General features: G+C 52.1%; 13 protein-coding genes. 1 reads left to right on the top strand and 12 read right to left on the bottom strand.

The genetic code is table 11. The annotated features are described in order from the left end of the window. Positions 1–9: 9 nt before the first annotated feature. The 10 genes from AC2FNE_RS02520 to AC2FNE_RS02475 all read right to left on the bottom strand — a co-directional run bounded on the left by AC2FNE_RS02520 (position 10) and on the right by AC2FNE_RS02475 (position 9,311). Positions 10–591 carry a tetratricopeptide repeat protein gene (locus tag AC2FNE_RS02520; RefSeq protein ID WP_496804717.1) on the bottom strand — a complete coding sequence of 194 codons (582 nt, stop codon included), beginning with the start codon at positions 589–591 and terminating at the stop codon, positions 10–12. 4 nt (positions 592–595) lie between these two features. Next, positions 596–1,594, bottom strand: coding sequence for a type II secretion system F family protein (locus AC2FNE_RS02515; protein WP_170473661.1), 999 nt, complete (start codon positions 1,592–1,594; stop codon positions 596–598). A 10-nt stretch (positions 1,595–1,604) separates the two neighbouring features. Further along, complete coding sequence (locus AC2FNE_RS02510) at positions 1,605–2,573, bottom strand: type II secretion system F family protein (protein WP_170473658.1); 969 nt, start codon at positions 2,571–2,573, stop codon at positions 1,605–1,607. 12 nt (positions 2,574–2,585) lie between these two features. After that, entirely contained in the window at positions 2,586–4,025 is a 1,440-nt protein-coding gene (locus AC2FNE_RS02505; RefSeq protein WP_170604692.1) for a TadA family conjugal transfer-associated ATPase, read from the bottom strand. Positions 4,026–4,042: 17 nt separating this feature from the next. After that, on the bottom strand, positions 4,043–5,275 hold the full coding sequence (locus AC2FNE_RS02500; protein ID WP_496804716.1) for a CpaE/TadZ family protein: 1,233 nt from the start codon (positions 5,273–5,275) through the stop codon (positions 4,043–4,045). A 225-nt stretch (positions 5,276–5,500) separates the two neighbouring features. Beyond that, positions 5,501–6,133 (bottom strand): OmpA family protein, encoded by a 633-nt coding sequence (locus AC2FNE_RS02495; protein ID WP_170473649.1) that lies wholly within the window; start codon positions 6,131–6,133, stop codon positions 5,501–5,503. Between the two features lie 17 nt (positions 6,134–6,150). Next, positions 6,151–7,557, bottom strand: coding sequence for a type II and III secretion system protein family protein (locus AC2FNE_RS02490; RefSeq protein ID WP_170473646.1), 1,407 nt, complete (start codon positions 7,555–7,557; stop codon positions 6,151–6,153). 216 nt (positions 7,558–7,773) lie between these two features. Beyond that, on the bottom strand, positions 7,774–8,655 hold the full coding sequence (gene cpaB, locus AC2FNE_RS02485; RefSeq protein ID WP_170473644.1) for a Flp pilus assembly protein CpaB: 882 nt from the start codon (positions 8,653–8,655) through the stop codon (positions 7,774–7,776). Positions 8,656–8,826: 171 nt separating this feature from the next. Next, positions 8,827–9,006 carry a hypothetical protein gene (locus tag AC2FNE_RS02480; protein ID WP_437436504.1) on the bottom strand — a complete coding sequence of 60 codons (180 nt, stop codon included), beginning with the start codon at positions 9,004–9,006 and terminating at the stop codon, positions 8,827–8,829. A gap of 107 nt (positions 9,007–9,113) precedes the next feature. After that, the gene (locus AC2FNE_RS02475; RefSeq protein ID WP_170473639.1) at positions 9,114–9,311 is read right to left on the bottom strand and encodes a hypothetical protein; all 198 of its coding nucleotides are present in this window, start codon (positions 9,309–9,311) and stop codon (positions 9,114–9,116) included. A gap of 351 nt (positions 9,312–9,662) precedes the next feature. Between AC2FNE_RS02475 and AC2FNE_RS02470 the strand changes: the two genes are divergently transcribed. Next, the gene (locus tag AC2FNE_RS02470) at positions 9,663–10,529 is read left to right on the top strand and encodes a lytic transglycosylase domain-containing protein (RefSeq protein WP_170473636.1); all 867 of its coding nucleotides are present in this window, start codon (positions 9,663–9,665) and stop codon (positions 10,527–10,529) included. 42 nt (positions 10,530–10,571) lie between these two features. Here the strand turns inward: AC2FNE_RS02470 and AC2FNE_RS02465 are convergent, their stop codons facing one another. Next, a complete protein-coding gene (locus AC2FNE_RS02465; RefSeq protein WP_170473633.1) occupies positions 10,572–11,198 on the bottom strand; it encodes a 3-oxoacid CoA-transferase subunit B in 627 nt (208 codons plus the stop codon). Further along, positions 11,198–11,902, bottom strand: coding sequence for a CoA transferase subunit A (locus tag AC2FNE_RS02460; RefSeq protein WP_170604697.1), 705 nt, complete (start codon positions 11,900–11,902; stop codon positions 11,198–11,200). Before AC2FNE_RS02460 ends, AC2FNE_RS02465 begins: the two co-directional genes overlap by 1 nt. Between the last annotated feature and the right edge of the window lie 57 nt (positions 11,903–11,959).

Below are 11,959 nucleotides of genomic sequence, written 5' to 3'. Positions count from 1 at the left end.
TAACCTCGTTTACTGGATTTTGCGCAAAACGAATTCTCCGTCGCCGCGCCTTTCCAGTTCAAATTCTTGTTCTTGAGTGTCATTATTAGCAGGATTTTCCATTTTTGCGAGTGCTAACCGCAGATTGTCGCGGATTGCGTCACTTTCGCCATCGTCCAATGCGTAAGCGCGCCGGAATACCTGAGCTGCCTCTGCATATTCTCCAGATTCCATGAGATAAACACCCAGGTTGTTCCATGCTACAGGCCATTCCGGGTCTTCTTTGACAGCTCGACGCAGCAAAGGCCCTGCCTGACCAACGCGCCGCAGTCCGAGATTCGCCGTTCCCAACGATGTTAGAATCTCTGAAGTCATGCCTTCTTGCAAAGCTGCGCGCGTAAAAGCCTCAAGAGCCAATTCGTATTCGCCTGCAGTCATCAGTCGATTTCCAACCGTGACTTCATTAACCGACGCTCCGTCAGGATCCACGCCCGGTGCAAACGGATCGTCAGACAGACCCGTTTCTGTGCAAGAAGCCACCATGGCTAGAACCGCGGTGGCTTTAAAAATTTTGCAAAGCCCTTTGCGGGCTCTGCGAAACACTGAATCCATCAGGTTATCCGCCGACACCCGGCCCGTTACCTCTTCCGAATTCCATAATGCCTTTGGCCGATGGGCCGACTAGGATGAGCAGAAGCGGAGGAACCGTCAGCATCATAGTGGCAAGTGTCATTTTAGTTGGCAACTTGTTAGCGGCCTCTTCAGCACGCATCACCCGTTTATCGCGCATTTCATCAGCGTAAACCCGCAAAGCTTCGGCTATAGATGTACCGAATGTTGCCGATTGGATCATCACAGTCACAAACGCACTAACGTCTTGGACACCGCAGCGAGTTGCGAAATCGCGAAGCACAACGTCCTTTTCTTTACCGGCCTTCATTTCGTACGCCACAACTTCGAATTCTGTGGCGATTTCGGGGTAAGATGCCTTCATTTCCGCCGCCACTCGGACAATAGCCTGATCCAGCGATTGGCCAGCTTCAACGCAGACCAGCATCAGGTCTAATGTATCTGGGAAACCTGCAGTAATCGCTTCCTGACGCTCGGCAACACGGCGAGTGATCCAGTACTTTGGGATAAAGTACCCGATTGCTCCGGGCACCAACAAGCGAATGCCAATTTGGGTGGAATCAAATTCCTGATCACCAGCAAAAACAGTAACCAACAACACACCAACCATGATGCCAACCATCCCAAGTGCAAACTGCGCAAAATGGAAAAACCGAACTGCATCCTTGGATTGGTAACCAGCCTGGCGCAACTTCAGCTGGACAGCAGAGTATTCCTCTTGGTTTTTAGGTTCCAGAAAAGTCGCAAACTTTTCAAGCTGTTCGTTCTGGCCCGAATTTCTGAGCCGATCTTTTTTATCTTTTTTGTTCTTTTTCGGCGGAGCCGTCGAACGTTGCAATTTCTTCAGCGGATCTTCCGGTTGATTCAGCATCAGTGGTATCGTTATCAGGACCATGAACAGTCCCAATACACCGACCAGAATCAATGGGCCGAATTCACCCAGGTTTTCTTTCAAAAATTCGTTGACGAAGGTCAGGAATTCCATGGCAGTGTCCTCAGACCTTAATGTTGGTTAGAATTTTCATAACGATGATGTTCAGCGTCAGCATTATGCCAACAAAGAAACAGGCCGGAATGAAGTACGGTTCGTCTAAAACGGTGTCGTAATAGTTGGGGTCTTTAACTAAAATGAACACCAAACAAGCCACAGGAAAACCGGATAGGAATTTTCCTGACCACTGAGCTTCGGCCGTGATTGCCTTTACGCGCCGGAATAGGCGGAAGCGTGCTCGGATCACCTTGGCCAAACCCGCCAGAATCTCGGCGAGGTTACCGCCGGACTGCTGTTGGATCGAAACCGCAACTGCAAGGAATCGCAAGTCCTGCATGCCTAGGCGTTCGGCCATGTCTTTCAATGCTTCGCCAACGTCTCTACCGTAAGCTACTTCATCTGAAATCACACCGAATTCGGTGGCTAATGGGTCCTCGACCTCTGTCGCAACGATTTGGATCGAAGACACAAAAGGGTTGCCGACACGCAGTGAACGCACCATCAGCTCGACTGCATCGGGCAATTGTTCTTCGATCAAACTCGTGCGTTTCTTAGCTTTGTGGTTGACCCAGGCATAAACCGCGCCGATCCCGATCGCTCCGGATAGTGCAGCGCGCAAAACCGTTTCAGAGGCCGTAGCTATGCTAAGAGCCATAAAGGCAAGGCCGGACACCAATGCCATGACCATGATCAGTTGTTTTGGGCTGAACGCGATTGCGGCCTTTTGCGCTTTGTCTGCCAGTAGGGAATAGAGCGGAATACTCTGTGTTTTCATATGCTGCTGCATTTCCTTGCGCAGCTGTTCCAACACTTCTTCGCGGCCTGCGCCCTTGTCTATCATGTCCAAACGCCGATTCACGCGGCTGTTCAGACTGATCGATTTTCCAAAGGCGACCAGATAAATACCCTCGACCAGGAGGAGGACTCCCACGAAAATCACGACATATATAAGGGCCTCGAAAGGCAAGGTCATAACTTATGTCTCCTACATTGTCGTTGGATCGTAAATCGACGATGGCAAGTCAAAGCCCCACAGACGGAAGCGTTCCGAGAAGTGGCTGCGCACGCCCGTTGCAGTGAAGTGACCAATGATTTTGTTGTCAGGCGTCAGTCCAACACGTTGAAACCTAAAGATTTCCTGCATTGATATCACGTCGCCTTCCATGCCGGTGATCTCAGTGATTGATGTCATCCGACGCGAACCATCCTGTAGACGGCTGGCCTGAACAATTAGGTTCACAGCAGATGCAATCTGACTGCGGACGGCCTTGATCGGCATCTCAATTCCCGCCATTGCAATCATGTTTTCCAGACGACTGATTCCGTCACGGGCCGAGTTGGCGTGGATTGTAGTCATCGATCCGTCGTGGCCTGTGTTCATTGCCTGTAGCATGTCGATGACTTCTGCGCCGCGTGTCTCGCCAACGATAATGCGGTCGGGACGCATACGCAGGGCGTTTTTCAGGCAATCGCGTGGGCTGACTTCACCCTTGCCTTCGACGTTCGGTGGGCGGCTTTCCATTCTGCCCACATGGGTCTGCTGCAGTTGAAGTTCTGCAGTATCCTCGATGGTCAGAATGCGTTCGGCATCATCAATAAAACTGGACAGAGCGTTCAAGGTCGTCGTCTTACCGGAACCAGTACCACCCGATACAATGATATTCAGGCGAGTGGACACCGCAGCTTGCAGATATGCGGCCATTTCTTCGGTAAACGCTCCGAAGTTAACCAAATCGTCAATACCAAGCTTGTCCTTTTTAAACTTACGAATGGATACTAACGATCCATCAACGGCAATAGGCGGCACCATTGCATTGAAACGCGATCCGTCCGCCAATCGGGCGTCAACGTAAGGGTTGGATTCATCCACGCGACGACCCACGGCGGATACGATCTTATCGATGATCCGCATCAAGTGCTTTTCGTCTTTGAATGTGATGTCGCTGAGTTCCAGCTTGCCAGCGCGTTCTACAAAGATTTGTTGGGGGCCATTAACCAGAATATCGTTTACTGTGTCGTCTTGCAGAAGAGTTTCCAGCGGACCGAGGCCTGTTACCTCGTCGTACAACTCTTTGTTTAGTTGCGATCGATCTTCGCGGTTCAGAACTATGTTGCGAGATTCCAGAATTTCGCTGGCAATTGCGCTGATTTCGCTGCGAAGTTCTGCTTCGGCCGCCTTTTCCAAAGCTGCCAGGTTCAAGTTTTCGAGCAGCTCCCGGTGTAGTTCTTGCTTGATCTCGCCCAGGCGTTCCTTGCGTTTGCGATCACGATCGTTGCCGACAACTTCTGCCGCTTTTTTCTGCACTGGTTTGCGCGCTACCGCTGTGGATGCCGAAGGTTCAGCCGCAGATGCGACCGGAGCGGCCTTTGGCGCCTGTTTCTCAACCGGTTGCGCGTCAGACTGCTTTTTGTATCTTGAAAACACGGCGGTTCTCCCTCGGATTACGCGGCTTCGGCGTTGCTGGAGCCAAGGCTATGAAGCGACTGCGCAAGTTTGGCGATTTCTTTGCGTAGCGGGTTCTTGGCGGCAGAGCTTGCCAACGGCAAACCGTGATCCCCGCTTTGCATGACGGGCTTGCCGCCATCCGGCAGGTGCAAGTCAATGGATATACCCAGGCTTTCGCCCATGCGTTTTACCCTGCTCTTGCCGCTAAGATCCGTGAATTTCGGGGCACGGTTCATTGCAAAGCGTAGCTTGTTGAATGGAAGTTCTTCGGCCTGCAACGCACGCTTAAGCCGCAATGCGTTCTGGGCCGACCGCATGTCCAGTTCGATCAATGCAAAATAGACGTGTGCGGCTTGGAGTACAGTTTCGGACCAATGAACTAGCGTCGAGGGCATGTCTACAACCACATAGTCAAATTGATTGCGGGCCGTGTCTATTACCCTTTGGATATCCTCAGGCGTGATGATGTCTAATGGCACCATGTCAGATGGCGCGGTCAAAACCTGCAGCTTGTCTTCAAATGTCTGCAGCGCCTGACCGAAGGATTCTTCATCCATCGATGCCGTATCTGAAAGCATTTCGAAAACAGCTTCGTGACGAGGAAGATCCAGATAGGTCGAAACCGTGCCGAACTGCATGTCCAGATCGATAAGGCAAACTTTGGGTCCATCTTTGTTGGACACTGTTGCAAGTTCCCAGGCAAGATTTACAGCCAACGTTGTGGAACCGACACCGCCCGCAAGACCGTGAACGACAAATAGAGCGCCCTCTTTTGCCTCTCCATGCGTTATCGCCACGCCAGGCTGCGGGGCAACAACCGGATCAGGCTTGTTCATGCGATTGATGGCTTCCTGAAGTTCGTTTTCCGGAAGCGGGTAGGGGACAAATTCGTCCGCGCCTTTACGCAACAGCTGATGCAAGGAAGCGGGCGTGACATCTTCGGCGATCAGAACAACTTTAATGCCTTTTTCCTTGGCATGAGTGATGATTTCGCCCATCAGTGTCAGGTTGTCTTCGTCTTCGCCGTCCAGTGCAAGCGCGACAAACTGCAACGACTCAGCTTCTGGTTGGCTAAAGAAGGCCAGCGCCTCAGCAAAGCCTAAATCACCCCAACGCTCGCCCAGGACGGCTTCCATATCTTCTATCAAAAGATCAAAGTTTTGGACATCCCGACTAATGGTGCAGGCCTGTATCGCTGTATTTTCGTTTTGCGGCGTTGCGCTCGTCATAAACTCAATCCTCGTCGAGAGGGCTGAGCAAACCGTACGAACTTTAGGGGTCTGTTCTGATTTGCTGTCGCCCTGTGCGGTCAGTTGTGGCCGCAAGTCACCCTATTTTTTGCAAGGTCGCTTGGAAGTTGGGCAAGAATTGGGCGCAAAAGAACCAATTGTAGGGAATTGGGCGACGATGCCGCCCAATTTGTCGCTATTGTTCGAAACCCTAACGAACAAAGCTCATTCAGTGGGGTTCGTTGAACCGACGGCCGTTTCGCTACGCAAAGTCGACTCTACGCGCGCACTTTGAACGTATTCGCGGTAAATGACCTCGGCGTATTTGCCGTCCAAAATATTTGGATGTCTGTCAACAAATCCAGACACTTCCGTCACGGTGCGACGGTTACGGCGGTCTCTGTTCTGCGTCGCGATCAGAGGCCGCGTTTTGCCAAACGAAACCACTGCCTCGAGCCGCGAACGGGAAATGCCCTGACGTGTAAGGAACGAAACTGCTGCGTTTGCCCGGCGAAGACCCAGCTGCTGGTTGTAAGCGGCTGAGCCTACAGCATCAGTGTGTCCGTAGACCCGGAACCGGGCCTCGGGAAATTGCTTGATCCAAGCAGCCTGCTGCAACAAAATCCGTTGGGCCGAAGCGTCAAGCTGTGCGCTGTCGAACGCAAAGTTGATTTGGCTTGGAACCTCGGCTGCAAAACGCTGCGCGAGTATCTGACCGTAAGTCAGTTCGCCGTTCATGATCTGAACATTGTTCAGAGTAGCGTTACCGAATGTGCCCTGGTCCAGTTCAAAGCCAGCTTCACGAGTACAGCCTGCAACAGCAACCGAAAGGCCTAGTGTTATAAACCACTTATGCATTGGTTCTATCCTTTCCATCAATCCAGGACGTAGCCGTAGGAATTGCCAAAGTCTTGTCTGGCCACTTCCGAAGCTGCACCATTTCCAGCACGTTCAGTGTGAGCAATCTTGCCGTTAATGAACAGGTCGAATTCGCTGGGTGGTTTGACCCGATCTGTTGGCAGGGCCAAGGCCTCGCCGCGTGTCGGAGACACCAGATGGGCGGTGATGATAATGACAAGCTCGCTTTGATCGCGCTGGTATTCTGCGCTGCGGAACAAGGCACCAAGAACCGGGACGTCTCCAAGCCAAGGTATCTGGTTGTTCAGGTCGGTGAAGTCGTCCTGAATCAGGCCCGCAATCGCAAAGCTTTCGCCGTCGCGCAGCTCAACAGTTGTGCTGGTCTGACGCACGACAAAACTGGGAACGGTGTCACCATTGATTGTGAAGTTCGTATTTGGATCGATGCTAGAAACAGAAGTTGCCATTTCCAGATTGATCAGGTCGCCGTCGACTACGCGTGGGACAAAGTCGATCTCGACACCGAAAGACTTGTATTCGATGGCAACCACACCGTCATCCTGTGGGACAGGGATAGGAACCTCACCGCCAGCGAGGAAAGTCGCTTCCTGACCAGACAGTGCAGACAAGTTCGGCTCGGCCAATGTACGAGCTAACCCTTTACTTTCGAGGGCTTCAAGCAACAAACGGACCTGGGTAGATCCGGCGCCAAACCCGAATAGGATCGCGCCTGTATTGGTCTGTGCAAACGGGATGTTGTTCGCCAAGGCGTTGTTCAATCGACCTTGGCTGTTCAACGAATTGAAACCGCCTGTCACGTCGCTGCCGCCAAAACCTAACGACGTCGAGAGGCTCTTGGCCACCTGCCGTCTCATCTCGGCAAAGCGCACTTTAAGCATAACTTGCTGTACGCCACCAACGTTCATCAGGTTCGACACCCGTTCAGGCGCGTAGCGTTCTGCCAGCTCAAGTGCTCGCGCCAAGCGGGCGCTGCTTGAGACAGTGCCCGACAGAACGATGCCATCGTTGGCGGTACGTACTTCGATCGGCTCGTTCGGCAGGATCTGCCGCAGCCTCTCTTTAAATTCGGACACGTCCGGCGAAACACGAACGCGGACATTTGTGATAAGATTACCTGCGCCGTCAAACATCGTCAGGGTCGTGGTCCCTGGCGCGCGGCCCAATATATATATTGTACGGTCCGAGAGCGTTGAGATATCCGCGATGCCAGCATTGGCAATGCTGATATCCGCGAAAGGTTGTTCGCTTTCGACCACAATAGCGCGGTTAATCGGGACATTTAGCGTTTCAGCCGTACCCTTCTTAACCACGCGAAGATTTTCAGCCCAAGCGGCACCGCCGATTGGACCCATAACGAGCGTCAACCCCATAAGGGTTGCGCCTATCCAGGAACGTATTGTCATGTGACCTGCCTCTCCGATCACCACTCTATTTTTATGGGTCTAATGCCCTATGCCTTTGAACCCTGCTCTAAATCCGGATTTATTGCAATAATCAATGGTTTCCGGAATTTTCCTTATGTGGATAATACGCAACAATAGATTCGAATTGAATGGACAAGAACCACCAAGGCCGCGCCATCGGCGCGACCTTGTTTTGATTAACAGGCTGAAATTCGGTCAGTTTGTGCAGGGAATCTGCGTGACTACCATTTCGCCGCCTCGGCGCGTTTTTATGGTGCAAACCTCTTCTTCTTCAATCATTTGCACCGGCGCGGCTTCTTGGATGCCCAGCAGCTTGCGTTGGTCAACTTCTATTGCACTAGCTACAGTTTCGTCCTGAACGCCGACAAGAGCCAATGACAGTCGACCAGTGTTTTGCGCCTGTGCCAAAGCGGCAATCTGTTCGGGTGTCGCCGCTACTGTGACGGTTCGCGCAATCGTCGCGCCAGTTATGTCGGAACCGGCGGTTTGGTCGACGGCAATAAGTTCAATATTGGTTTGGATCAGCCGCGTTATTTCACCGGCTGCGCCATCAACGGCGCCTCTTAGGGATCCAGTCCAGTAAACGTCGACACTGTCGCCGGGGCGCAAGAATCCAGAGACCCCCGAAGCGACATCAACGCTGATTGCGAATGCGCGCATACCCTTTTTCAACTGTGACGTAAGACCGGCAGACTGGCCTGGCGCTGTAACCTTAACAGCCATCAAAGCTTCGTCTTTTTCCATAGCGCGCAAAACGAATCGTTCATTGTCCCCGGTTTCCGGGAAAAGAACGGTCATATCGAGGAACGAGCCTTCTGGTATGGCATTTTCGGGCCATTGTACCGTGCGCACGTCTTCAGGAATTAGCTTTTCCCCATATCTCAGAGCGCGATTCGAAACGATTACGTCTACAGTGGGAACAACTTCGACTTTCGCATTGGCCAGAGCTTCCTCACGTAGTTGTCGCTCGAGCGCTAATTTAGCCTGATTCTCGGTGATGTATTCACGCGCCATGTAGACGGCTCCGCCTGCCAGTGCGACCCCGATGATCAGGACAAGTCCAAAAACAGCCCGCATTTGTCCCTCGTTTAATTTTGGTTCCAAAGATTATGAGACGCGTCGCGTCACATTGGTTCAGTGTCAACGTTAATTTGGAATTGTGTCGAAAAGTGGGACAATCGCGGATGATATTCTGAAATTCAAATTTTTTTCAGAGGACGTTGAGCAGCGAGCGGAGATTTATCTTTTTTATTCAAACGAAATAGGTTCGACCACGACGCTCGCAAGGACTTGTCCGCTTTGCTCATCCACATGTCGTAGTGGCTCGTGCATGTAATAATACATCAGAGCACCCAGACCAACGACCCCTGCCGTTATCACAACCCAGTCAGCGGTAATTGCACCGCCCTCGTCATTCGCGAAATTCATGAATTTTTTCAACATTACACTAAACAGGTTTCTTGGAGCTAAAAGAAAAGGGCCATGCCTTTAAGCAAAGGCAAGGCCCCCATCATGTTTTGAAACTCACGACCGAATTAGTTGCCAAAGGTCGGAGTTGTGACGGTCGCGCTGGTCAGAGCGGACTGAACGTCGCCTGCCAGATCGCTGGCGCCGGTGCGAACTTGGTTATAAGCAATTGCGGCCAGAGCAACTACGGCTGCGGTCAGAACGACCCAGTCAACTGTTACGGCGCCGTCTTCGTCTTTACGGAAGTTCTTGATGAACTTGATCATGTTACGTCCCTCCTAAAGGATCAAACTGTTAATTAACCTCGGCGTCTTACAGAGCTTTCTCTCTCAGTCCGCTCCCGATCGTCTCGGCATGGGGATAGTTTTGCCTGTTGTGCGTGGCAGGAATTGGGCCAAACACATTTTTTTTTGTGAAAAGCTTAATTTTTTGATGGCAAAATTTTTAACACTTTGAAATTAAACAAAAAATGCTGCAATCTTTTTTAACCATACCAGTTTAGGCGATGCAATTTTACGGCAAATGAGGCGAAATCGCCCTATTTCGCTTTGTTTTTCTGGCTTTGAGGGCCGTTTCAATGTTCAAAATGATCCAAAAGAATAGATGAGGCAGGCAAAATGAATTTTCGGGACGCATTTTCATGTGTCAGCGTTGCGGTGTTTCTTCTGGTTAGTGTGACACCATTGTCCGCAACCGAGCAAGAACCGCGCGGTGTTTACAAACGTATCAAGGCGCCAGCGCCCGGTACGCGCGCGCGGGTTATGATTCAAATTACACCCGAGCAGCACGCGAATTCTCCATCGGCCCCTAGCACGGGAAACGACCTGGACGTTCCCGCAATCATCGCCCGAGCTGAGCCGCCCGCTTCGGCGGCTCCGCCAGTGGGTGACGTAGCCAAGCCTGTTGGATCTTACAAAGCGTTTTGGAACCGCGTGTCGCCTGAGATGGCTCATGCAAGCTCTGGACGGCTCCGGGATGCTTTCAAGGCCTTGTCGTCGATAGGAGTCGCGGCGCCGAGATTGCAGACATTGCAAAACATAGCCGAACAGAGGGGTGTCGACATTTTGCGCTCGACAGTTGGTACAGACGTGTCTCCGGCACTTGTTCTTGCAGTTATTTCAGTGGAATCTGCTGGGCGTGTGGATGCCGTCAGCTCGGCCGGTGCGCAGGGACTGATGCAGTTGATGCCTGCGACTGCTGCCCGGTTCGGTGTTAAGGATAGCCTAAAACCCGAACAAAACATCTCGGGTGGTGTAAAGTACCTTGATTGGTTGATGGACGAGTTCGGTGACGACCCAATCTTGGTTTTGGCAGGATATAACGCAGGTGAGGGCGCTGTTCGCAAGCACGGTGGCGTTCCGCCTTACGCAGAAACTCGTGACTATGTTCCAAAAGTGTTAGCGGCGTTTCAAGTGGCCCGTGCCCTGTGCACGTCGCCGCCCGAGTTCTTTTCGGACGGCTGCGTGTTTCAAACCATGAATTAAAAGAGGCCAGTTAATCAGCCGGCCTCTTCAGTTGCCGTTGGATCAGTTGACGATTTTTGCCTCGGTAGCGCCGCGGATTTCGTCTTCTGTGACACCATCGGCAATTTCGACGATCTTGAGACCACCGTCCACCACATCGAGAACCCCAAGGTTGGTAATAATGCGATCCACCACCTTTTTGCCGGTCAACGGCAGGGTACATTTCTGCAGCAGCTTGGATTTGCCGTGCTTGTTTGTGTGATCCATCACAACGATCACCCGACCGACACCCGCGACCAGATCCATGGCTCCGCCCATGCCCTTGACCAAAACGCCCGGAATCATCCAGTTCGCCAGATCACCTTCCTCGTCTACTTCCATTGCACCCAGAACCGCAGCAGCGATCTTGCCGCCCCGAATCATTGCAAATGACGTGGCACTGTCGAAATAAGCCGTGCGGGAAAGTTCTGTGATCGTCTGTTTACCTGCGTTGATCAGGTCAGGGTCCTCGTCACCTTCGAAGGGGAAGGGGCCCATCCCCAGCATGCCGTTTTCAGACTGCAGAGTAATATCTTTGTCGCCCACATAGTTAGCCACCAGCGTCGGGATTCCGATGCCCAGGTTTACGTACATTCCGTCTTCTAGTTCTTGCGCCGCCCGCGCGGCCATCTGATTGCGGTCCCAGGGCATTATGCCTCCTCCTTCTTGCGGGTGGTGCGTTGTTCGATGCGCTTTTCATGCTCGCCCTGAATCAAACGATGAACATAGATTCCGGGAAGATGAATCGAGTCGGGGTCTAATGAACCGCGCGGAACAATTTCTTCCACTTCGGCGATACAAATCTTACCGCAAGTTGCTGCGGGCACGTTGAAATTTCGCGCCGTCTTGCGAAACACCAGGTTCCCCGTGTCATCAGCTTTCCAAGCCTTTACGATAGCGAGATCGGCAAATATGCCTTCTTCGAGAATATAAGTCTCACCATTGAAGTCTTTATGCTCTTTGCCTTCGGCAATAACTGTTCCGACACCAGTTTTTGTGTAGAATCCGGGAATTCCTGCACCTCCTGCCCGCATTCTTTCGGCCAGCGTGCCCTGTGGGTTGAATTCCAATTCCAGCTCGCCACTCAGGTACTGACGCATGAATTCTGCGTTTTCACCGACGTAAGAGCTGATCATCTTTTTGACCTGCTTAGTTTGCAACAGGATGCCGATCCCGAAATCGTCGACGCCGGCGTTGTTCGACGCGAAAGTCAGGTTCTGCGCTCCTGAGTTTTTGATCGCCTCAAGCAGCAGCTCAGGAATCCCGCACAGGCCAAATCCGCCTGCAGCGATCATCATGCCGTCAGAGATCACTCCTTCGAGCGCCTCATTGGCATTGGCATAGACTTTGTTCATGGAAAACTCCCCCAATGACATGGTGACGAAGCAGGTTGTGCCGTCGCGTCATTGGGA

The organism is Ruegeria sp. YKSD179 (assembly GCF_059612885.1).
The sequence above is the reverse complement of the archived record's forward strand: the minus strand, read 5'-3'. Positions and strand labels throughout refer to the sequence as shown.